We start from the raw sequence: 24,626 nt of genomic DNA, 5'->3' as shown, positions 1-24,626 counted from the left end.
GGTGAGCAGATTTAATTTATTAGATGAGCCTTGGATTTCCGTCATTGTAGACAAAAAAGGCCACAATAAGCTCGTATCAATTACAGATGTGTTTAATCATGCATCTGAATATAAAGCTCTTGCGGGAGATATGAAAACACAGGACTTTGCATTGCTTCGCGTTTTACTTGCTGTGCTTCATACTGTTTTTTCTAGGTACGACATTCATGGAAATTCTCGTGAATTTGATTCAGGTGAAGATGATGAATATTATTTCAATAAAGAAACAATGAATATTTGGCGCGAAGTTTGGAATTCAAAAAAGTTTCCAGACGCAGTTTTCAAATATTTAGAACAATGGCATGATCGTTTCTACCTTTTTGATGACAAGTATCCATTTTTGCAAGTACTTAAACAAGATATCGATAGTAAAAAGCTTGGTGGCAAATCTCCTAGTGAGATATCTGGTAAAAATATAAATCGATTGATTTCTGAAAGTAACAATAAAATAGCTGTATTTTCTCCAAAAGATAATGTTGATAACAACAAATCGTCACTTACTGAAGCACAATTAGCAAGATGGATTATTGTGTTACAGTCATACGTTGGATTGGCAGATAAGACCATTTTTGGTACGGAAAAATATAAAGCTTCTAAAGGATGGCTTTTTGACCTTGGTGGCATTTACATAGAAGGCGAAAACCTATTTGAAACTCTTATGCTCAACTGTGTACTTGTTGGCGAAATGCAATCTCCTGAGAAAAAACAAAAGCCATGTTGGGAATATTCAGGAGCGGAAAATATTGAAAATTCGTTTTATGAAACATTTATTGACAATATTTCTCAACTTTACACTCGCTGGAGTAGAGCAATATATATAAATCCTGATATTAGCATTGATAAGCCAATATCGGTTTCTATAGTGAAACTTCCTGATATTAATCATCAAAATGCTTTTATTGAGCCGATGACAGTATGGCAGTACAACAAGGAACGTGAAAACAAGGACAAATACACTCCAAGGAAGCATAAAGTAGAAGAATCTATGTGGAGATCATTTGGGTTACTTACATTGCAAGAATCAGATGATGGGATCCTAAAAAATCACAAACCAGGCATTATGGAATGGTTAAACAAAATTAGTAAAGATATTGAAGGTTCTTCTATTTCATTACAGGCTGCGAGTATGAAAGATGATGGTAATGCTACATCTTGGGTTCCTACAGATGAAATATGCGATACTCTGCATATTGATGAAGTTGTAGTAACTGATAATTCTGACAACGGATGGGTGGGCAGAATTAACAATGAAGTCGAGTATACAAGATCTGCCATAGGATTTATTTACAGGCAATTTCTTCTAGACATATGTGAAATACGTAATAGAAATAAAGATGATGCAACTAAATATGCTGATAAGTGTATTAGTCATATTTATTTCTTAGTCGATAAGCCGTTTAGACAATGGTTAGCAAATATTAAACCAAAAGATTTAATGAACGAACGATGTACTCAATGGAGAAATACTTTGCATAGCATACTTATAAATGAAGCAAAAGGCATGTTGGAAAATGCTACATTGCGTGATTTTACAGGTAGGCCTGCTGTGCAAAGTGAGAAAGAAACTACAAAAAATATAGTTACGGCTTACAGCATTTTTAGTAGTCGCTTAAAAAAATTATCAAAAAAATAAAGACATAGAAAGGAGGCTATTATGGCTGAAAATCAAAGCAAATCTGTTGAAGTATCTAATGCTGTTAGAAAAATTATCAATCAATTTTTGAATGGCTCAGATATTGCATCAAGGCGAGCTATGCTTGCTCAACTGCGTCACACAATTGGTAAGCCATTAAGTCAGTCTGTAGAAATATGGCCATGGATACTAAGCAATGTTCCAGAAAGCTTTATCAATAAATATAGTGAAGTTAGCTATCAAATGCGATCTGTTATAAATACTTTGCAAATATACGCATTGTATGAACAAGGTAGTGTAGAAAAATCAAGTTATAAGGATTTGAACAAATCTGAAGATTCAGAAAATGAAAAATCTTATAACAATATGGGAACAGCTTTAAGAGCACTAAGAAGTGACGAAGGTGTGCGTGGAGCGATGGATAGACGCTTTAGTGTTATGATTACTGCAAGCGATTACGAAAGTTTTTACTATTACCTTCGTCAACTAGTTCGACTACTAAAAAGCAGAACAAAAGAAAATCAACAAGCGATTGATTATTCTAAATTAGCACGCGATTTGTATTTGCTTCAGTTTGAAGATTCAGAAAAAATAAGACTTTCCTGGGCACAAGAATACTATCGCTTTAGCTAGTAGCAGTACTTTTTAGCTTTCAAAAATTACATATTTTAAAAACAGCATTATTAAACAATTAACTAAAATTAGAAAGGCAAAATCATGAACGCTCATTTATTCTTAGATATTCAAGCAATCCAAACTGTTCCACCATGCAATATTAATCGTGATGATGCAGGCAGTCCAAAAACTGCTCAATATGGCGGTGTAACTAGAAACAGAATAAGTTCTCAATGCTGGAAACACTCAATGCGTGAATACTTCAAAGAGCACGGCGGTAATTCTAATGTTGGAATACGAAGCAAAAACATTGTTAAATACGTTGCCGATAAAATCATTACGTTAAAACCAGAATTATCTGAACAAGAAGCATTAGATTTAGCAGATAAAACGTTAAATACTGCTGGAGTTAAAACTAAAACAGATAAGGGTGAAACAGTTCCTACAGCAAAAGCTTTATTCTTCTTAGGAGAGACTCAAGCAAATTCTCTAGCGCAAGCAGCAATCAATAAAGTTACTGACAAGAAGCAACTGCAAGAAATCTTGAAAGATAATCCACCTATTGATATTGCTTTATTTGGTCGCATGCTTGCAGACGATCCATCGCTTAATGAGGATGCTTCTTCTCAAGTTGCTCACGCAATTTCCACTCACGCTGTTCGTGCTGAATTTGATTACTATACTGCTGTTGATGACTTATCTACTGAGGATAATGCTGGAGCTGGAATGCTTGGAACAATAGAATTTAATTCTTCAACGCTTTATCGTTATGCAAATGTGGCAGTACATGAGTTTAGCCATCAGTTGAGCGATAACAAAGAATCTACAATTAATGCTCTTAGACTTTTTATTGAAGCTTTCGTTAACGCTATGCCTACTGGAAAAGCAAATACTTTTGCGAATCAAACTTTGCCGCAAATGCTTGTAGTAACTTTAAGAGATGATAGGCCAGTGAACTTAGTTAGTGCATTTGAAGATCCAGTAAAGTCTAAGGACGGATATGTTTCAAAATCTATAGAAAAGCTATCTCAAGAATACGAAAAAGTTCAAAAATTCGTCCATAAACCACTTGCATCATTCTATGTGACAATGGATTCTTCAAGTGAGGAGATTAAATTAGGAGTGGAAGAGCAAAGTATGCAGCAATTATTGGATGATTTTTCTTCCAAAGTCTCCGAATTGCTTCAGTAAATTTCTTAATAAATAACACTTATTGGTTGATGTTTAGTGTTTAACAGTTAGGAAGCTTATGAAAAGTTTATTACTGAAGTTCGCTGGGCCTTTGCAATCATGGGGTACAGATTCTCATTTTGAGACTCGTCACACAGACTACTATCCATCTAAAAGTGCGGTAGTAGGCATGATTGCTGCAGCTTTTGGATATAGAAGAAGTACAGATTGCGATGAAAATATTGCAAAGCTTAATGATTTAGATTTTGCAGTGCGAATTGATCAGCAAGGGAATTTGCTTAGAGATTATCATATTGCTGCAAAATATAAAGCTAACGGTGATTTTGAAAAAAATTATGTTACAAACCGCTACTATATAGAAGATGCTATATTTCTTGTTGCAATAGGATCTGACAATGAGAAACTCATAGATAGCATTAACGATGCTTTGCGCTCGCCATATTTCCAATCTAGTTTGGGTAGAAGATCGCTGCCTCCTACAGCTGATTTTATTTTAGGCGTAGAAGATTGCGGAGTAATTCAAGCATTATTAAAGTATGAGTGGCTTGCAAGAAAAGCAGGTAAAAACCAAGTACAAGTTTCTAAATTATCTATGCTCTCGCAATCTTCTAATGAATCATGTAATGCAGGATTTATATCTTTATATGCTGATTCAGATTTAGTAGATAAAGCAGAATGCGAATTAGCTAAAGATAATACTTGTACTTATAAAATTCAGTCGTATGTTCGTAAGCTACGAAAGGATTACGTTAATTCTTTCTCAAATAAGGAAAGAAAATTTGGATTTCGATACGAGTCAAAAATGGAAATTCCTATTGAGAAGATTTCGCACAATAATTCGAATTCAGAAAGCAGCAAATCAGATAGTGAACATCTAAAAGATTCTGAAACTTTTAGTTTTGAGCATGATGCTTTTTCTGGATTGGAGGCTTAAATGTCTTATTTGAGTAGAGTTGAAATTGATTATAAAAAACCTAAATCGCAGCTAGATCTTAAATCTGTAGGAGCTTTTCATAACTGGGTTGAACAAAGTTTTCCAGATGAATGGATAAATCATGAGCGAAGCAGAAAATTGTGGAGAATAGATTCTTTGAATGGGAAACATTACTTACTTATAGTGAGTGATTCAGAACCTAATTTACAACGTTTAGAGATGTATGGAGTTGCTGGAACAGCTTCAAGCAAGAATTATGATAAGTTCTTGTCGTCTTTAAAAAATGGTATGAAAATGCAATTTAGAGTAACTCTTAATCCTGTTGTTTCTATTTCTGATACTGCTGAAACTCGCACTACTAGAGGTAGGGTAGTACCACATGTTACTTATGATCAGCAGATGAATTTTTTGCTTAATCGCGCACAAAAATTAGGTTTTTCGTTGAACGAAAATGAATTCGCTATTGTTGAACGCGGATATAGCTTATTCACCAAGTCAGAAAAACCTATTCGATTAAGTAAAGCTGTTTATCAAGGTATTTTAACAATTAGTGATGCAGACATCATGCGTAAAACACTGCTAGAAGGAATTGGTAAAAAGAAAGCATATGGCTTTGGAATGATGACAGTAATTCCTTTAGACAATTAAATAAATGACGCTATTTTATTAAAGGCTGTAACAGTATGAAAAAGAAATTCGGTGCCAAAAAAGCTGAAATACCAGAGCTTCCACGTATAAGCGACAGAGTGAGTTTTATATACGTAGAGCATGCGAAAATTAATCGTCTTGATAGTGCTGTTACAGTCTTTGATGCAAATGGAACTATAAGAGTTCCTGCTGCAATGATTGGCGTTTTACTTTTAGGTCCTGGCACTGAGATTACTCACAGAGCTATGGAATTACTTGGAGATGTTGGCGCAAGCATAGTTTGGGTTGGCGAGCATGGTGTTCGCAATTACGCTCATGGTAGAGCATTGTCAAGAAGCTCAAGATTATTGGAAAAACAAGCAAAACTTGTTACTAATAGTAGATCAAGATTGAACGTTGCGAGAAAAATGTATCAAATGCGTTTCCCTAATGAAAACGTATCGTCATATACTATGCAACAATTGCGAGGGAGAGAGGGCGCTCGTGTTAGACATTTATACAGGGAAATGTCTAACAAATACAATGTCCAATGGAATGGTCGCGATTATAAAGTCAATGATTTTGAAAGTGGCACTGTTGTTAATAAAGCATTGTCTGTAGGTAATGTATGCCTTTACGGTTTAGTGCATAGCATAATATCTGCTTTAGGTTTAGCACCTGGATTAGGTTTCGTGCATACTGGACATGATCTTTCTCTTGTATACGATATTGCAGACTTATATAAAGCTGAATTAACTATTCCTGCATCTTTTGAAATTGCTGCTCGGTGTGAATCCGACGATGACATTGAACAGTTAATGCGTTTGAAGATGCGCGATTGCTTCGCAAATTGCAATATAATGTCTCGTATTGTTAATGATATACAAAATCTTCTTGAAATCCCGATTGACGACCAAATTACTGTTGATATAATACATCTTTGGGACGATAAGGAACTTCTAGTAGCTTCTGGCGTAAATTACAGTGAGGTGAATTGATATGCCGTTAACTGTGATTACGATGACGAACTGTCCACTATCTTTAAGAGGTGATTTAACTAAGTGGATGCAAGAAATAGCATCAGGCGTTTACGTCGGCAATTTTAATAGTCGAGTCCGAGAAGAATTATGGAAGCGTATAGAAGATAGTGTTGGCAATGGTGCTGTAACAATGAGCTTTTCTTCTAGAAATGAGATTGGCTATGATTTTAAAACTATCCATTCGCATCGTGAAGTGGTTTATTCAGATGGATTGCCTCTAGTACGTATTCCAACAGTTGATACACTAGAAAACGATATTAAACATGGATTTAGCGATGCAGCACATTTTCATAATGCAAAGAAATTTTCAAATATAAGGCGTAAAAATATTAATACTCCTTCTAGCACAATTGAAAATAATCTTGCTAATGAAAATATTAGTTATCTAAGTTATGATAATGCTTCTCAAACTGCAAAATTTGCTACGGATAATGAAGAGATAACTTGTACCGATTACTGGAAGGATTTTATAGATAAAATAGATAAAAATTTTGTTGTAATAGATTGCGAAACTACAGGTTTAAATAGCAAAGTTGATAAAATCATTGAAATTGGAGCCGTTAAGTTCATTGATGGAAAAATTGAAGAATTCCAGAAATTAATAAATATTAATTGCGATAGCGTTAGTAATTTTAACAAAAATAATTTTATTCCTAATGAAATTATTGAGCTAACTGGTATTACATCCAACATGCTTGAATCTTATGGTGTCAGATTAGATTTAGCATTAAAAGAATTTATTGATTTTGTCGAAAGATTACCTGTACTTGGATATAACGTACAATTTGATATGTCATTTTTAAATTCTGCTTTATCTTCATTAGATGAAAGATTTGATCATTCTCTTTCAATTAACAAAATTTTTGATATTTCTCGTTTTGTAAAGAAAGAAAAGAAATTTTTAAAAAACTACCAATTAAAAACAGTGCTGCACGAATACAACATTGCTGAATCTGTTCCACATAGAGCTCTTCTGGATGCTAGACTAACAGCGCATCTTGTTTTTAATTTGAAAGGATTGCTAAAATTTATTTCATAAAAATAAAATACTGTTGTGCCATGCTCTGTGATAGGCTGAATCTGAAAAGTAAATGAAATTTGACTGTTTCTGTTATAGAAATGGTAATTTTATTGGGATCTTTAAGTGTCTTTCCCGCATACGCGGGGGTGATCCCAGAAGCGTTAGAGTATCAGGAGCCGATGAGTGGTCTTTCCCGCATACGCGGGGGTGATCCCACGCGCGCGTTGAATCTTGTCGACCGTATCCAGTCTTTCCCGCATACGCGGGGGTGATCCCATCAGTCAGAAAGATAAGACGATTGAGCGCGTGTCTTTCCCGCATACGCGGGGGTGATCCTCCGCTTGAGTCGCGTCGGCAAGCTATTAAAAAGTCTTTCCCGCATACGCGGGGGTGATCCTAGTGCGCCCTTGCAAACCGTATTTTTTAACTGGTCTTTCCCGCATACGCGGGGGTGATCCCAAAAGCTAAAAAAGCACTCAAAAACAATAGGGGTCTTTCCCGCATACGCGGGGGTGATCCTGGTTCGTGTCGCTAACACTGGAGCCGGCTCTGGTCTTTCCCGCATACGCGGGGGTGATCCTGGTCTTGGTAATTAGCAACTTTACTAGCAAAAGTCTTTCCCGCATACGCGGGGGTGATCCTATCTTGCATCACATGTTTTTGGTAACCCCACCGTCTTTCCCGCATACGCGGGGGTGATCCTAAAACGCGTTGAAAGAAAGGAAGAAGATGCACGTCTTTCCCGCATACGCGGGGGTGATCCTTAAGTGTGAAACGTTGTCGGTTAAAGCGTTGAGTCTTTCCCGCATACGCGGGGGTGATCCTATTGTAAACTACGTGCAGGTTAATGCGCCTATGTCTTTCCCGCATACGCGGGGGTGATCCCAAACCCATCATAGTCCGTTAGCTTAACTTGTCGTCTTTCCCGCATACGCGGGGGTGATCCCGGGTGGAGATTTAACGCAAACACACACAGCGGGTCTTTCCCGCATACGCGGGGGTGATCCGGTGTAAGACTTGCTAGCGTGTTCGTCAAGCCAGTCTTTCCCGCATACGCGGGGGTGATCCTGGCATTGAATCCACTTGAGTCGCGCCGACAAGGTCTTTCCCGCATACGCGGGGGTGATCCTACAAGTGTTGCTAATAATCAACGTTCATACGAGTCTTTCCCGCATACGCGGGGGTGATCCTAGTTCGTGTCGCTAACACCGGAGCCGGCTCTGGTCTTTCCCGCATACGCGGGGGTGATCCCTGTGCAGGATGCGGCAAGTGATGCGGCTAGTAGTCTTTCCCGCATACGCGGGGGTGATCCCACAGTCACTAGCAAGCCCGGCTTTACTAACCTGTCTTTCCCGCATACGCGGGGGTGATCCTGATATTGTTGCGCCTTGAATTGCGGCGTCTTTGTCTTTCCCGCATACGCGGGGGTGATCCCTGAGTCTTACCACCTGCCTTTACAGTTGAAGGGTCTTTCCCGCATACGCGGGGGTGATCCCCGTATACATTTGATAGCGCGTTGCATTTACAAGTCTTTCCCGCATACGCGGGGGTGATCCTATATCCAAGTCCAAACGTCCACCCCAATTAGGGTCTTTCCCGCATACGCGGGGGTGATCCTTTCCATCGACCATGTGAAGGATACACAGTATAGTCTTTCCCGCATACGCGGGGGTGATCCTTTTAGCGCGGTTTCAATGCGTTTTGACCATTTGTCTTTCCCGCATACGCGGGGGTGATCCCCGAAGCAGCCAACGATAACGCACCCTACTATGGTCTTTCCCGCATACGCGGGGGTGATCCCGTGTCCGGTGAGGTAGCTCAAGCTAAACAGACGTCTTTCCCGCATACGCGGGGGTGATCCCCACAATACGATTTACAACAAAATAATAAACGTGTCTTTCCCGCATACGCGGGGGTGATCCGCTAAGACACACCACCAACTCAAAGCCCTACACGTCTTTCCCGCATACGCGGGGGTGATCCCGCTCGCTTACAATGCAGATGTGACTATGGTTGGTCTTTCCCGCATACGCGGGGGTGATCCCTACGCTACGAAACAATAGCAACACGCGAAAACGTCTTTCCCGCATACGCGGGGGTGATCCCAAGCTCACTAATAATGGCGAAACGCAGGGTATGTCTTTCCCGCATACGCGGGGGTGATTCTACACAGTGGTAATCCTTGAAGCGCACTAAGTAAATAAAAAGTCCCGAACAGCCGAAGTGTCCAGGACTCACTATCCACTATACTGCAGGCTCATTATGAAATTAGATGCGATATTATCAGCCATACTCTCACTCGTTATTATCGCTGGAATATGGTGTCATTTTTCGCCTTGGCTCATACTCTTTCCCGCATACGCGGGAGTGACCCCATTTTAACTATTATCATTATGATTTGGTTAGATTTCCGCCACGACAATAAGCGCAAGTAAAAAACGGGGGTTCCAACCACTCATACTGGCTAGAACCCCTAGCCTCAATCTTTCCACACGATTATGAGTAGAGCAAGAGTATTAGGTATTATTTCGGCAATATGCGCTATTACCGCATACGCTGAGGTGATCCTATAAATATTGTGATACGATATAACCAACGTGGGGACCTCGGCAACCAGCTTTCAAGACTGGAACATTAGTCTGAGGAGCACCCCACGTTTTTCAGTTTTTGCAACGATTGAGAGAGAAAATAAAAAAAGTGTGGAGCGTTAATACAGCATTCCCAGTTGTGGAAAATAAGAAGGGGGAGTGAGAAGCTGATGAACATGCAGAAAATTTATTATGACATGGCTGAAAAACTTCGTCCCTATGCTGAGCCATACATGAATGAAGATTGCAAAGAAGCAGCTAGTAATGCTACATGCGCAAGAGAGCCTTATGAAGCGTTAGCAGATTACTTAAGTTTTGTAAGTTTTGTAAGTTTTGCATGGGAGCAGCAAGATACTCCTCGCAAACTTATTATTGAAGCATACAATCTTATCGACGATGACTATCTTGATTCATATAACGAAATGGCAGATAAACTAGGGATTCCACGTCGCCAACATTCTGCAGATTACGACGAAGATGAATAAATCTTATATTAAAAAACACTTAAAATGAAAATTGCGAGGGAACCCCTCGACTAACAATCTGACGTAAACGGCAGCTGCGAGGCCCTCGCGTTATGTTCATTATAGCTTTATTTTTTATAATATCCAATGTACCAAAGGATTCAATAAATACTATTGTTCAAAAACGTTTATCTAGGGAAGATACAAAGCTAAATTGCGTTTGCATAATAGAAAACGGGAAAATTAACTATTACAAAAGAGCTGGTGATTCCCCCAAACCTACCCCGTGAAGGGTCAAGGGTAAGGGGGAGCCCCAGCTCTCAATTCGATTCTATCATATGAGCACCTTCCTTATGTGCAAAGGTTACTCATATTGTTGTTATTGTTTGGCTAGATTTATCATAAGCAATAATCGCATGTATCAAAACTGTTTCCTTAACGCAACAATTTTGATACACCTTCGCCGAATAGAATATATGACACACCAACAGACACGCTGAAAAACACGCCAAATAGCACACCAAACGACACGCCAAAATAGGCGAGGGCTTGCATTTGAGAATATTTCGGGTATAGTAGTTACTCGTGCTTCGGCACTGACATTGTTCAGTAAAATTGCATTGCGGACATAGCTTAGTTGGTAAAGCGCAACCTTGCCAAGGTTGAGACCGCGGGTTCGAGTCCCGTTGTCCGCTCTAGGTCCGATGAGTTATTCGACCTTACGGTGGGTTAGCCAAGCGGTTAGGCAGCGGCCTGCAAAGCCGTATAGATGAGTTCGACTCTCGTACCCACCTCGATTAAGCTTCAAGCTTAATAAACAACCTGGGCGGTTGGCGCAGTGGTAGCGCACTTCCCTGACACGGAAGGGGTCACAAGTTCGAACCTTGTATCGCCCACTCGAAAGGATTGCCTTTCACGCATAATTAAAAAATTTTGGGTGATTGGCGCAGCGGCTAGCGCACTTCCTTCACACGGAAGGGGTCATAGGTTCGATTCCTATATCACCCACAATATGTTCGCAGTGTAGAAGCACTGCGTTTTTTGTTATCTGGCTGTTTTTTATTTCCTAACTTTCATATGAAAATTTTTCGCAGCCGAACATACATGCAATCACAAATAGAAGCAATATCTCATACAAGCAACCAATCATTTCTTCACAGAAACACACATGCAAATGTTCATTTTGAGTTCATTTAATATCGTGCTATACTCATCCGAGTACAAGTGAAAATTGCAGGGGTACTGGAAACAGTTGAGAAACACCCTTTGAACCTGTTTTGTTAAGACATGCGTAGGGAGCAATTACAATAAGTGATTTCTTTCTGTCACGATTTTCGTGATATCTTGCGTTGCCACAAAGTAGTAGCAATTACACGAGTATCAACTAAACAATTAAAAAAGATTTAAAAAAACAATTAAAAACTAAAAACCAAAGACCAAAACCAAAAAATATCCGCCTGAATGTCACTTTTGGGAAAACTTGCACAAGTGAGGAGGAATACTTGCACATGATTGATAGCAGCATAAGTGCTGAAACTATAGAATCAGCCATAAGCTGGCTTGCAGGATTCACAGAAAAACCAGGAGAACAAGGAGTTACTCGACCTCTTTACACAAAATCTTGGAAACAGGCTCTTTTTGCTCTTCGTCAACGATTTGAAAAACTCGGTATGACTGTAGAATTCGACCAAGTTGGAAACCTAATTGCAACTGTTGAAGGATGCGAAAAGCCAGAAAGCATAATAGCTTGTGGATCGCATATTGACACAGTTTCAAGAGGAGGCCGTTTCGATGGCCAACTTGGAATAGTTGCAGCCTATTTAGCAATTAAGAATTTACTTACTAGATATGGAAAGCCAAAGAAAAGTCTTCGCATTATCTGCTTAGCAGAAGAGGAAGGCTCACGTTTCCCATACGTATTTTGGGGTTCAAAGAATTTCTTCGGACTAGCCAAAAAAGAGGACGTAGAAAATATTTGCGACAGTGAAGGTGTTCCTTTCGAAACAGCAATGCGTGAAGCTGGGTTCAATTATCAAACAACTCAACCTAAGTTCGCAAATCTTGAAGCCTGGATTGAGCTACACATTGAGCAGGGGCCAACGCTTTACAGCAATCACGAAGATTTAGGTATTATCACTAGCATTGCCGGTCAGCACCGTTGGGATATTCATCTTAAAGGCGTACAAAATCACGCTGGCACAACAATGATGTCCTACAGGCACGATGCAGTAGATTGCATGTCTCATATAATCGCCAAGAATCTTGACAAAGCCAAGCAAGCAGGCGACCCACTGGTACTTACTTTCGGTAGAATCAGCGTAGTTCCAAATCAAGTAAATATTGTTCCTGGAGAAGTTACTTTTTCAATGAACTGCCGTCATACAGATAAAGCTTTTCTTGATAAATTCTTGCAGGAACTCGACGAGGATATTCACGAAACTGCCAAGTCTTATGGCATTACAGCGCAGATCGATAAGTGGATGTCTGACGATCCTACACCACTTAGCGACGATATTATTAATCTCTTGAAAGATCAAGCTAATAAGCAAGGTTATGCATACAGAGTCATGCATTCAGGTGCTGGTCAAGATACGCAAATTTTTGCTCCGTTTGTAAAATCCGGAATGATTTTCGTTCCTTCAAAAGATGGTATTAGTCACGCTCCAGAAGAGTACACAGATCCACAAGACGCTGTTCACGGAGTAAAGCTTTTACGAGATGCTCTGCATAGTTTGGCTTATGAGGACTAACTAAAAAACCAACTAAAAAGATAACGAAAACCAAAGAAATAGAAATCTAGGAAGGACGTAAAAGGCATATACGATGCAAACTTCACTGCTTAATTAATCGCAGCGAAGAAAAGTGAATATCGAATGAGAGTACAACGCTTATTCACAAATAAGAGGCTGATACGAAGGGGCGCACCACCACGGGTACGATATCCTTTCGTATCTTTTTTTATTTTTGAGCAAAGTTGCGATTATTACTTTCAAAAAACTCAAAATAAAAAACTCAAAACACAAAACACAAAAAAGAATCAAATTTACAAACAAGAAAAGTAAGGAGGTGCGCATGCAAATTAGTAAACTGCTAAAAGATGAGCCAGTAGATAGTAAAAACTTGGAATGTTACCGCGAGCGCGGCTACACTAATGAAGATTTACTGCCAAAGCCGCAAGAAAAACGCACAATGAGTGCTCTTAATTTTTGCACTTTGTGGATGCAGTCTGTACACAATATTCCTAATTATGCTGCAGTTGGCGCGTTCCTTTTGATGGGATACTCTCCAATTTACGTAATGATTGGTATCATGCTTGGCGCAATTCTTACAGCAATTGTCATGGTTGCTAACGGTGTTGTAGGATCCAAATACGGCATACCGTTTTCTATGCATTTGCGCGCAACATACGGAAAAGCAGGCGCTCAACTACCAGGATTCCTTAGGGGAGTAGTTGCTGCAATATGCTGGTATGGCATTCAAACATATATAGGCGCGAAAGCTTTAGAGATTCTAGTTGGCAAAATTTGCCCTGAGTTTCTTACGCTTGGAAGCAAAATACCATTTGTAGGTTCGCACATACCTATTATTATCTCCTTCGCAATATTTTGGTTGCTTAATTTGGCGATTGGCTTAGGTGGAGGAAAGACTCTTAATAAGCTAACTGTAGTATTAAGCCCGCTTATTTACGTTGTTTTTGGTTGCATGAGCGTATGGGCTATTAGCTGTGCTGGTGGTTTATCTGCAATCATGCAATATCATGCTACCGTTCAAGCTCCAACTAATTGCGGTCTTGGGCTTTTCATGATGATGGTTGTAAATTCTGTGCTGGGTGTTTGGGCTGCTCCTGCCGTTTCTATTGCTGATTTTACGCAAAACGCAAAGTCAACTATGGCTCAACTAAAAGGTCAAATTGCTAGCTTCTTGCTGAGTTACGCACTTTTTGCTTTTACAAGCGTAGTTATTTTAGTGGGCGGATCGCTTTTTTACCATGAAACCATTACAGATGTTCTTGTTATCATAAACAAGTGGGATAGTCTTCCTGGAATTGCAATAGCTACTGGGTTGCTTCTACTTACTACAGTTTGTACAAATGCTACTGGCAATATTGTTCCTGCAGCATACCAGCTAACTGCTTTAGCTCCGCGATTTGTAAATTATAAGCGTGGCGTAGTTATTGCAGCTCTTGTAAGCACTGTGTTAATGCCGTGGAAGTTTATGGCTAATATTACAGGCTTCTTGAATCTTATTGGTATGCTTTTAGGCCCTATTGCAGGTGTTCTACTTGCTGACTATTACGTAGTAAAGCGCACGCATATTGATCTTGATCAAATTTATTACGATACAAATAGCTCGTCAAAATCTGCTTATTCTGGAACTAACTGGATATCTTATACTTCTACGATACTTGGGCTTTTATTTGCTCTTTCCGGGCAGATAATTCCTCTACTTTCACCGCTTACTCAAATCTCATGGATTGTGGGATGCGCTGTAGGTTTCGTGTGTCAAATATTACTATCAAAAGTTTTTCAGCCAACAATGGCTAAAGAAAGGAAATAATATGAACTACGATGTAGTAATCACAAATGGTTTGGTTGTATTCGATAATGAAGCAACCAAAGCCGATATAGCAATTAAAGACGGCAAGTTTGCCGCTTTTGGAAGCAACTTTGCAGCAGAAAAAACTATTGACGCAACTGATTTAATAGTTGTTCCTGGAAAAGTTGATTCTCATGTTCATATTAACGCTCCAGGCGGCGGCGTTCGCGACGATTGGGAAGGTTTTGTAACCGCAACTTCTGCCGGTGCAAAAGGCGGTATTACTACAATGCTGCAAATGCCTTGCAATCAAATTCCTGCTACTACTGATGAAAAATCATTTGAGGCAGTTTTAAAAGAGGCTGAAGGAAAACTAAAAGTTGACGTTGGTCAAACTGGTGGTTTGGAGCCACAAAATCTAAACGGTGGGATATGCGAGCAAGATAAGCAAGGTGTTGTTAATTACAAGGCATTCCTTGGAACTACAGGCGACAAGGATTTGCAAGTTGATTTATACAATTGCGACGATTACTCCTTGTACACAGGTATGCAGCAGATTGCTAAAACAGGCAAAATTTTGATTATGCATTGCGAAAACGCTCCTATTACAGATCAGCTTGGAAAGAAAGCTCATCAAATGGGAGCTAGAAAACTTTCTGAGTTCGTAGCAACCAGACCTGTTTTCACTGAAGTTGAAGCTATTGAGCGCGCTTGTCTTTTTGCTAAAGAAACTGGATGCAGAATTCATATTGTTCATGTTTCTTCACCAGAAGGTGCTCAAGCTGTTGCTGACGCTCGTAAGAATGGCGTTGACGTAAGCTGCGAAACTTGCAACCATTACCTGTATTTCGACACTTCTGAGCTTGACGAGATTGGAAATATCGCTAAGTGCACTCCACCAATTCGTGACAAGGAAAACCAGAATGGCTTGTGGGAAAAGGTTTTTGACGGTTCTATTAACTTCATTGTTTCCGACCATTCGCCAGCTCCTTTGAGTTTGAAGCAAACTGATGATGCTTTCACAGCTTGGGGTGGTATTGGTAGCGTTCAAAACGATGTTGACGTGTTCTTTGATGAAGCTGTGCAAAAGCGCGGAATGTCATTAACTCAATTTGTGGCATTGAATTCTAGCAATTCTGCAAAACGCTTCGATTTGAAAGGAAAAGGCAGCATACGTTTGGGCTATGATGCAGACTTGGCATTCATTAAACCAAATGCTCCTTATGTTCTTAAAGCTAAAGACCTTGAGTATCGCAATAAGTTCAGCCCGTACGTTGGCCGCACTATTGGCTGCCAGGTGGTAAGAACTTTACTTCGCGGTGAAGAAATTTACAGCAAAGAAAACGGCGTTTGCGAAGACTTTAAAGGCAAGTTTATTCTTCATCCAGCTAAGGATTAGGTAAAATCTTTAAACGTAATATTCAAACGTAATATTCAAAACTTAAAGCATATTCTATAGAAAGGAGGTAAGTGTGCTGAAACTTAATCACGATACTGTGGATTATGTTGAGAACGAGAATTTACTTGAACTACTTAAGCGCGAAGGCTACGACAGTACTTTTGTTGCAATAGAAGTTGATGGTGAATTAGTAAAACGCAAAGATTTTGAAACTTTCATAGTTAAAGATAACGCAAAAATTGAAGTATTTAGCATTATGGGAGGAGGATGAATGGAAAGTGACGATATTCGCGCAAAAGTTCTTAAACGTCAGCTAAAGGAAGATAATGATTTGTTTGCTCAACAATCAGTTTCAATACTTGGCTGCGGCGGTTTAGGATCAAATATTGCGTTGATGCTTGCGCGAGCCGGCGTAAAAAAGTTGTACATTTACGATTTTGACAGTATCGAGTATTCGAATTTAAACCGTCAAAATTATACGATTAACGAAATTGGACAACACAAAGTATATGCTACTAAAGCGCGACTTAATGAAACTTTGCCGTACGTTGAAGTAGAAGCTTTTGTGCAAAAAGTTACGCCGGAATCGTTGGATGAGATTGCTGAACGCTCCGACTTGTTTATTGAAGCATTCGACAATCGCGAATCGAAAGCAATGGTTCTTGACTATTTCATGAATCATCCTAACAAATATGTTATTACTGCTTCTGGCTTATCTGGACTAGGAGATATTAGGAACGTAAAAATTAAGCATCTTTCAAACGTGTGCTTAGTGGGTGATTTTAAGTCTTCTCCCGAAGAAGGCTTGTATTTGCCTTATGTTTCGATTATCGCAAGTTTAGAAGCCTTAGAAGCGTTGAAATGGATAAAAAATGGAGGAAATTATGGAGAATGAAGATTATTTAGAATTGGGCGGTAAGAAGTTTACTTCTCGATACATTTTGGGTTCTGGAAAGTATTCTGAGGAGCTTATTGATGCCGCAGTAAATAGTGCTAAAGCTGAAATGATTACTGTAGCAATTCGCTATAGCGAGAAAGCTGCAGGAATTTTAAAGCATATTCCAGAAGGCGTTACCATTTTGCCTAATACTAGCGGATGCGTAACTGTAGAGGAAGCAGTTAACACTGCACATATTGCTCGCGAAATGGGTTGCGGAAACTTCATCAAGCTTGAGATTATTCCTGATCGCAAGTATTTGTTGCCAAACAATGAAGCTACTTTGCAAGCAACAAAGATTTTGGCTGACGAAGGCTTTACTGTTCTTCCTTACATGTATCCAGATTTGTACTTTGCTAAGGCAATGCGCGACGCTGGAGCTGCTGCAATTATGCCTCTCGGCTCTTTGATTGGCTCTAACAAGGGTCTTGAAACTAAGAAGTTTATTCAGCTTATTATCGACGAAATCGATCTTCCTGTTATTGTCGATGCCGGCATTGGCGTTCCAAGCCAGGCTGCTGAAGCAATGGAAATGGGTGCTGCAGCTGTAATGGCAAATACTGGAGTTGCTACTGCAAACGATATTGTGCTTATGGCTAAAGCATTCAAGCTTGGTATTGAAGCAGGCCGCGCAGCTTATCTTGCAGGCCCTGGTCGAGTGCTTGAAAAAGGTGCAACACCATCTTCTCCAAAGCGCGATGACGAAAGCAAGTAAGCAAACAAATAAAATAAGTCTTCAACTTAAAACACTGAAAATCTGAAACAAGTAAGCCTTACAAGTGCAGCCAGTACTTGTAAGGCTTGCGACATACCTAATTTGCACTTTTTATGAAAATGATATAAGGTATTCACTTGTTTGCGGACATAGCTTAGTTGGTAAAGCGCAACCTTGCCAAGGTTGAGACCGCGGGTTCGAGTCCCGTTGTCCGCTCCATTTTTTCTCAATATCCGAAGCCGTAGTATTCTCTTATTAGCAATCTATTGATGAAATAATTTCGATAAATAATGTCGCGCATTTTATAACATGCATAATTTCTTATATACTAAAATAATGTGATTAAACGCCACATTATGTGCGCTAAAAATATAAAACAAAAACTCACATGCCACAAAGCAAAGTGAAAGAATGGGGATTATGACTAACAACATGCAAACTACTGAAAATTCAGAATCTCAGGAAGATAGTATGTTGCAACTACAAGAATCTCTTAACTCGTTGTGGTCAGAAGGCAATCCAATAGATATTTCGTCGCGCGCTAAAAAGTACGTTATTAAAGATTTTCCACAAACAAATACCAACAATCAATTAGGCTGGGTTCAACTTAACAAGAAAAAAGAATACACGTCAATTGGATTATTTAAAGAAGACGGAAGAAAATTCCTTCAACTAGCAGTAGCAGATTCAGAAGGGCGAATATTTCTCGGCAGCAAACTTAGCTACGAAGATATTCAAGACATGAGACCGCAACTTTCATTTGTAGAAAAAAATAATTCTTCACTGAAAGATTTACACCGTTTTTATGGAAAACAATATAAAAAAACAAAAATTACTCTAAAATGTGCATTTTTGGAAGCGTTTGACGAAACGTACACCAAACATACAGACTATGATATGGATAATATCGTAGAATCCTATTTAAATGGCGACGCAACCGTAGAAGATTTTCTCGCTTCTTTAGAAAGCAGTAAGTCTAAAAGCGCATTAAAACCAGAACAACGCTCTAAAACTTTTGCCGGAAAAATAAACCACTTTTCTAAAACTTTTTCAAAAATTAGAAAAGAAAACGTATTTTGCGTATCAAACGGAGATTTAGTTTTACAACTTTCAGAAGATAACGGTTTAATTAAAATCGGATCATGGATCTCACACGGGTTCGGAACTAAAAAAACTTATACTCTCGAAGAGTTACGAACTAAACTTCCAGAAAACTTACGATGCAATCTTACATACAGAAATGCAATAACAATAGCATTCTTTGCAGCATTATTCATTCCAGACATGCACAAGTCTTTAACTGGATTTGGTTACAGCAATGTACTTCGCAGACTAGAACACGAAGCACCTTTAGGAGCAATACGAAGAAGTGTAGAAGACATAAAAATAGCGAAAAAAGAGAATTTAAGAGTTTCAGGTTTAGAAGAATATTTCGAAAAATTAATGCGCTCAACTGGAGCTTTAGAAACAGAACGCAGCCTGGAAGCAGTGCATGGTGCAGAACGCCTACACATGCAAAAATCTCAGCAAACAGAAGCAAACTACTTACTTTGGGATGATGCTTTGGAACCAAATGCTGCACTCAAAGTACTTAAAATAGAAGGCGCTATTAACCGTTTATATTCAATTTATGATTGTCTGCAAATTAACTCCATTATGGGAGGAAAAACTTGCGAAAATACTATAAAAGAAGAGCAGGCATCACAAATCGACATGGCAATGATTAAAGATGTTGCTTTTGCAGCAAGCGGTTCAATAGGTATGCAATTTTTTGGCAATCCTCTGATGGACGACAAAATAAGACCTATTTTGCACATGTGGAGAAGAGCAAAGCAGGTAAAAAATAACGATAAGTATTTCAATAAGATAGATAACGACAGTGAATGGTCCTATAGGCAGCGTCTTTCTAATCTTATTAGAAGTGTATACTTGCCGTTCCGTTTTGACGCGGAATTCCGATCTAATTTAGAAGATGGTAACGTGGCAATAAACCTTACTACAGCTGGAGCTGCACTTATGCCATCTGTAGCTTACGCTAATGAGGATAAATCTTGGAAAAATCTGAACGACGACGATAAAGAAAAACTAGCTACAAACTACAATCTTCAAGTTGGAATGATAATGTCTACTCTAGCTTTTGGAGCAAGCGGTAAAGTAAAAAATGTTTCTATACGCTTAGATTCAATAGGCTTAGAAGAGATGGTTACAGCACAAAACAATGCTATGAACAATCTTGTAAATCGTACTCTTAATGCGCTTAACGTTATGAATAGTGACGCTGCAAATAATGATTCATCCAAGCCAAAAGGAGATCCAAAAGACGGTGACATTCATGGAGACCCGTCTAAATTGCAAGAAATGCAGCAGACTAATATTAGTAACGCAAACAAGACAAACAATAATGTCATATCAATGCATGCGAGCGCAAGCAGCCAAGAATTAAACTCAGAAACAGACACAAACGCAGATTCTAACGAAAATCAACTGTCCGAAAACAGCATGGATAAGTCTAAAGAAGAAAATTCATTTGCAGCTTTTACTACAGCACCATCCATACGAGCTCTAACTACAGTTACGTTTAGCAGAAACAGATTTATAAAACTTATTCACCAAAACGGATTAAATAATCCTATAAAAACATACGAAAAATTTAATGCCAAATTAAACATTGATTCTCATGGAAAATTAAATACCATCGAACCAGATTTTGATGTTCACAGTAGCCGCTTTTCTCCTCATGGATCACAAGAAGAACCTGAATTTTCTGACAAAATTTTTACAGCAGATCAGGAAAGCATACTGGGAACACAATACGCACAAGGGCTTTCTATACAACGTGAAGATCTTCTGCAACAAGCTGTTGCCGACTTCCATCATATTGCTTCAGAACTTATGCCAACAACTGCACAAAAAGCTCACGAAGCTATGAGTATTATTGAAAGCATTGACGATCCTGAACTTAACGCTCAAGCAGATTCAATAACGCGAGCGCTAATTGACGAAACAGATTTACCTAATCTTTCATTTACTACAGCAAAACGTATAAGAGATATTCGTACAAAAGCTCACGAACAGTTTATGAATGGGGACCTTAGCGAGGCTTTAAAAGAGTACGAAAATTCTGTAGCACAATTCGATACTATGTTTACTAGCAGCGAAGCTGTACCAAGATACTTTAATTCCTACGCTGAGAGAGTAATTTATAATCATCTATTTACAATTAAAGAAGAACGAACAAGACTTATTCCTGACGGTCTTTTCTACGCACATATGGAACTTGCTGATTTACTTTCGCAATTAAACCAACATGACGAAGCTTTACGCCATTTAAATATTATGGTTTCGTACGCTCCTACTTACGCTCTTTCTCATTTAAGATTAGCTGATATACTTGCGCAAAAAGAGGATTGGTCATCTGTTATTGCAGCTTGCATTAACGCTTTGAATGTGTCTCTCGATAGGGATGATGCTGCTTTTGCTTACTATAAGCTCGCTTATGCGGAATGGATGCAGAATAATTTCCTCATTGCTGCATCTTCATATAGAATGGCACAATACTTAGCTCCAGGAAAGATTGAGCCGCTAGAAATGGAACTTGATGAGCTTCTTTCTAGAATGAGATCGCAGTGCAAGCTAATACCGAGCAATATACATGAAGCACAGATGGCTCTTCTTTCTGAAGACGTACCAGCTTGGCCTGATATTGAAGCAGAAGAGATTATTGATAAAGCAGCAAAATTAACTGTGAACGATGGAATGTTTGTAATTGCAAGAACTTTATGTGTTGCAAATATTCGAATGACTTCTAACGAAGATCTAAGTAGCACAGTACAAACACAGTTCTTAAGATCTTTAAACGCTTAAGAAATAGAGCAAGCAGTTTTAAAATTTATTAGCTTAATACTCAATACATCATTGAATAGTTTTTACTGTGCTTATACAGTCTTATTAGATACTGTTTATAGGCATTAGTAAAACGTAGCTGAAGGGAATATTCATGAGTGAAAATAGTATTCGCGAAGAGTCAACAGAGAGCGAACAGTTATCGCTTTTTTACGATTTTGACGAGCAAACTATATCTCATGAAGCGCCAAAAAACGAAACTAATAGCATAAGTACAGTTAAAACAGAGACTGTTACTCAGGCTGATAGCAAAACTGATAACAAAACTGACATGCATGAAGCGAATGAGTGGAACTCTACAATAGACACCGAAAAGTGGATTGTAAACTTGAAACCAACAGACACTGATGCGTTGACTCTCGGAAATTTGCAGCCAGCGACGCTTACTATAGAGCAAGCTGCGAAACTTTGGGCGAAATTGGCAGCTTGGGCACAATCTGATCAAATTGCTTATTATGTAGAAGATTCTCCAACTAGTTCAGACGCAGCATACGATGCAAGAATGCGAGCGCTAAGCTCTTTAGAAGCTGCCTTCCCAACTTTAGATACTCCTCAATCTCCAACACATCGCGTAGGTGGAACTTTTTCTAACGATTTTACTTCTGTAAAACATCCGTCTCGAATGATGAGTTTGGATGACGTATTTTCAATTGAAGAATTACATGATTGGTATAACAGCGTAATTCGCGATTTACAATGGGATGAATCTCAACCTCTTCCTATGACTTGCGAAGTAAAAATTGATGGTCTTGCTTTAAATCTTATTTATCGCAACGGTACTCTTGAACAAGGTCTTACTAGAGGCGATGGCGTAACTGGCGAGGATATTACATTAAACGTAAGAACGATTGAAGCAATACCAACACAGCTTCATTCTGACAATACTGACGATATTCCTGAGTTCGTGGAAATTCGTGGCGAAGTTTTTATGAAATGGGAAGACTTTAGAAAATTAAATGATGAACAAGAAAATGCTGGACGAGTTGCTTTTGCAAACCCTCGTAACGCTGCAGCTGGCTCTTTGCGCCAAAAAGATCCACGAATTACAGCCACGCGTCGATTAAGCTTTTTTGCACACGGGCTAGGTGAGCTTCGTTGGAAAGAAAATACAAGCCATAACAATAGTGAAACAAAATTTAATCAGTCTGACGCATATAAGTTCTACCAACAGTGGGGAATACCTGTTTCTCCATACACGAGAAAAGTCACAAATTTTTCTGAAATAGAAGAAATGATTGACTATTACGGAGAGCATAGAGCAAATATTTTGCACGCTTTAGACGGCATAGTTGTAAAAGTTGATGACAGAGCATTACAGCATCAACTAGGAGCTACTTCTAGAGCTCCACGATGGGCTATTGCATACAAGTATCCTCCTGAAGAAGTTAATACTTATTTGAAGGATATTATTGTCCAGGTTGGAAGAACTGGAAGAGTAACTCCTGTAGCTGTTCTTGAACCTGTTACTGTAGCAGGATCGACAATTTCGCGTACAACTCTTCATAACGCTTACGAAGTTGAACATAAAGGTGTGCTAATTGGCGATACTGTCGTAGTTCGTAAAGCTGGGGATGTTATTCCAGAATTAGTCGGACCGGTACTTAAAGCTAGGGAAGGGCGAGAAAGTGAACTTAGAAAGTTTGTTATGCCAGAATACTGCCCATCTTGTGGAACTAAGCTAGCTCCTGCAAAAGAGGGAGATAAAGACATTCGTTGCCCAAATGTAGAAAACTGCCCAGCTCAACTTACAGAACGAATAATTCACTTGGCTTCCAGACAAGCTTTTGATATTGAAAATTTGGGCGATAACGCTGCGCTAGCTCTTACAAATCCTGAGGATTGCAGACCTACAACTGCAGAAGTTTACTGCCCAGATATGGATAAAATTATAATTCAGCGAGGAGCAACTCAACAATCATATATACCGGCACCAGATTTAACGCTACCTGAACCACAAACTCCAGTACTTAGAAATGAAGCTGGATTATTTAGTATTACTGCCGACGATTTGCAAAATGTAATGGTTTGGAAAGAAATTCCTCTTGTTGAAGAGTGGAAAGAAGTTAGTAAAGACGGTAGCTTTAAAAAGCGTACACGCAAAATAGGCGGATCTGGTCTTTGGCATCAAGTTAGAGCATTTTGGACTCGCACAATCGAAGCAAAGTTATCTACAAATTACGAAGCAGAAGGAACTCCCGAAAAAACTACTTCACCAAACGAACAATGGGATCCTCAATATCCTAAATTCCAAGTTCCAATTGACGCTAAAGTGGTACTTTGGAAAAATAAGCGCATTACTAGAAATGCTAAAACTAGCGACAACGCTAAAGAAACAATAAATGTGCCATGGTATACAAGACCTTCTGAAACTACTCGTAGTATGCTTGAAGAAATAGCTCAAAAAGGCAAAAATGCAGCACTGTGGCGAGTTTTGGTTGCTTTATCTATTCGTAGACTAGGTCCACCAACTGCACGTCTTATAGCGGCAAATTTTGGATCTTTAGACAATATTTCCAAAGCATCTATTGAAGAACTTACACAAATTGATGGAGTTGGTCCTGAAATTGCGCAAGCAGTATACAACTGGTTCCAGCAAGCTAAAGACCCTGCTAATTGGCAATTTGAAGTATTAAAATCGTGGCAAGAAGCAGGTGTAGTAGGGAAAGTTGAAACATCATCTTTCGCTCAAACATTAGTAGGTAAAACAATAGTTGTTACAGGATCTTTGCAAGGATTTACACGAGACAGCGCAAAAGAGGCTATAGTCTCAAGAGGCGGCAAAGCATCAGGATCAGTAAGCAAGAACACATATTGCGTTATTCTAGGCGAAAATGCAGGATCCAAGGCAACTAAAGCGCAAGAACTCGGCATTCCTATGCTTAACGAACAACAGTTTAATGCTCTTTTAAAAACTGGGAACTTAGAAGAAATACTACAAATTGCAAATAATACTGTGTCAAATCTCATTGCTGAGGAATCATAAC

At 39.1% G+C, this 24,626-nt stretch carries 16 protein-coding genes, 5 tRNA genes, 1 CRISPR repeat array and 1 riboswitch; all 21 genes read left to right on the top strand.

Features of this window, described 5'->3' with window-relative positions; translation table 11 throughout:
- Window position 1 precedes the first annotated feature (1 nt).
- The 21 genes from casA (at window position 2) to ligA (ending at window position 24,625) form a co-directional block, all read left to right on the top strand.
- Entirely contained in the window at window positions 2-1,672 is a 1,671-nt protein-coding gene (gene casA, locus HXT40_RS03270; protein ID WP_421777152.1) for a type I-E CRISPR-associated protein Cse1/CasA, read from the top strand.
- A gap of 21 nt (window positions 1,673-1,693) precedes the next feature.
- The gene (gene casB / locus HXT40_RS03265) at window positions 1,694-2,305 is read left to right on the top strand and encodes a type I-E CRISPR-associated protein Cse2/CasB (RefSeq protein WP_116440414.1); all 612 of its coding nucleotides are present in this window, start codon (window positions 1,694-1,696) and stop codon (window positions 2,303-2,305) included.
- An 84-nt stretch (window positions 2,306-2,389) separates the two neighbouring features.
- Entirely contained in the window at window positions 2,390-3,478 is a 1,089-nt protein-coding gene (cas7e, locus tag HXT40_RS03260; protein ID WP_116440415.1) for a type I-E CRISPR-associated protein Cas7/Cse4/CasC, read from the top strand.
- Between the two features lie 58 nt (window positions 3,479-3,536).
- Window positions 3,537-4,412: a type I-E CRISPR-associated protein Cas5/CasD gene (cas5e, locus tag HXT40_RS03255; protein WP_116440416.1), complete on the top strand. Its 876-nt coding sequence runs from the start codon at window positions 3,537-3,539 to the stop codon at window positions 4,410-4,412.
- Window positions 4,413-5,060, top strand: coding sequence for a type I-E CRISPR-associated protein Cas6/Cse3/CasE (gene cas6e, locus HXT40_RS03250; RefSeq protein WP_116440417.1), 648 nt, complete (start codon window positions 4,413-4,415; stop codon window positions 5,058-5,060).
- 35 nt (window positions 5,061-5,095) lie between these two features.
- Complete coding sequence (gene cas1e / locus HXT40_RS03245; protein WP_116440418.1) at window positions 5,096-6,037, top strand: type I-E CRISPR-associated endonuclease Cas1e; 942 nt, start codon at window positions 5,096-5,098, stop codon at window positions 6,035-6,037.
- A 1-nt stretch (window position 6,038) separates the two neighbouring features.
- Window positions 6,039-7,118 carry a type I-E CRISPR-associated endoribonuclease Cas2e gene (gene cas2e, locus HXT40_RS03240; RefSeq protein ID WP_116440419.1) on the top strand — a complete coding sequence of 360 codons (1,080 nt, stop codon included), beginning with the start codon at window positions 6,039-6,041 and terminating at the stop codon, window positions 7,116-7,118.
- A gap of 107 nt (window positions 7,119-7,225) precedes the next feature.
- Window positions 7,226-9,266: direct repeats of the CRISPR family, unit length 28 nt; unit sequence GTCTTTCCCGCATACGCGGGGGTGATCC.
- Between the two features lie 592 nt (window positions 9,267-9,858).
- Window positions 9,859-10,173 (top strand): hypothetical protein, encoded by a 315-nt coding sequence (locus tag HXT40_RS03235; protein WP_116994711.1) that lies wholly within the window; start codon window positions 9,859-9,861, stop codon window positions 10,171-10,173.
- Window positions 10,174-10,774: 601 nt separating this feature from the next.
- A tRNA-Gly gene (locus tag HXT40_RS03230) sits at window positions 10,775-10,847 on the top strand.
- Between the two features lie 28 nt (window positions 10,848-10,875).
- Window positions 10,876-10,946, top strand: a tRNA-Cys gene (locus HXT40_RS03225).
- A 30-nt stretch (window positions 10,947-10,976) separates the two neighbouring features.
- Window positions 10,977-11,048: transfer RNA gene (locus HXT40_RS03220), tRNA-Val, on the top strand.
- 39 nt (window positions 11,049-11,087) lie between these two features.
- Window positions 11,088-11,160, top strand: a tRNA-Val gene (locus HXT40_RS03215).
- Window positions 11,161-11,377: 217 nt separating this feature from the next.
- A riboswitch (TPP riboswitch) is annotated at window positions 11,378-11,467 on the top strand.
- 193 nt (window positions 11,468-11,660) lie between these two features.
- Complete coding sequence (locus tag HXT40_RS03210) at window positions 11,661-12,902, top strand: hydantoinase/carbamoylase family amidase (protein ID WP_119522786.1); 1,242 nt, start codon at window positions 11,661-11,663, stop codon at window positions 12,900-12,902.
- Between the two features lie 322 nt (window positions 12,903-13,224).
- Entirely contained in the window at window positions 13,225-14,709 is a 1,485-nt protein-coding gene (gene allW, locus HXT40_RS03205) for an allantoin permease (protein ID WP_004108968.1), read from the top strand.
- A gap of 1 nt (window position 14,710) precedes the next feature.
- Window positions 14,711-16,087 (top strand): allantoinase AllB, encoded by a 1,377-nt coding sequence (gene allB, locus HXT40_RS03200; protein WP_410310393.1) that lies wholly within the window; start codon window positions 14,711-14,713, stop codon window positions 16,085-16,087.
- Between the two features lie 73 nt (window positions 16,088-16,160).
- Complete coding sequence (thiS, locus tag HXT40_RS03195; protein WP_004106666.1) at window positions 16,161-16,358, top strand: sulfur carrier protein ThiS; 198 nt, start codon at window positions 16,161-16,163, stop codon at window positions 16,356-16,358.
- The gene (gene thiF / locus HXT40_RS03190) at window positions 16,359-16,982 is read left to right on the top strand and encodes a sulfur carrier protein ThiS adenylyltransferase ThiF (RefSeq protein ID WP_004108962.1); all 624 of its coding nucleotides are present in this window, start codon (window positions 16,359-16,361) and stop codon (window positions 16,980-16,982) included.
- Entirely contained in the window at window positions 16,972-17,739 is a 768-nt protein-coding gene (locus tag HXT40_RS03185) for a thiazole synthase (RefSeq protein WP_004108959.1), read from the top strand. Before thiF ends, HXT40_RS03185 begins: the two co-directional genes overlap by 11 nt.
- A 143-nt stretch (window positions 17,740-17,882) precedes the next feature.
- Window positions 17,883-17,958, top strand: a tRNA-Gly gene (locus tag HXT40_RS03180).
- Window positions 17,959-18,159: 201 nt separating this feature from the next.
- Complete coding sequence (locus HXT40_RS03175) at window positions 18,160-21,603, top strand: tetratricopeptide repeat protein (RefSeq protein ID WP_416091200.1); 3,444 nt, start codon at window positions 18,160-18,162, stop codon at window positions 21,601-21,603.
- 310 nt (window positions 21,604-21,913) lie between these two features.
- Complete coding sequence (gene ligA / locus HXT40_RS03170) at window positions 21,914-24,625, top strand: NAD-dependent DNA ligase LigA (protein WP_416091202.1); 2,712 nt, start codon at window positions 21,914-21,916, stop codon at window positions 24,623-24,625.
- The last annotated feature ends 1 nt before the right edge of the window (window position 24,626 follow it).

The sequence above is a fragment of the Gardnerella sp. DNF01180P genome, assembly GCF_049244205.1.
In the GTDB taxonomy this organism is placed as follows: domain Bacteria; phylum Actinomycetota; class Actinomycetes; order Actinomycetales; family Bifidobacteriaceae; genus Bifidobacterium; species Bifidobacterium swidsinskii.
The sequence above is the reverse complement of the archived record's forward strand: the minus strand, read 5'-3'. Positions and strand labels throughout refer to the sequence as shown.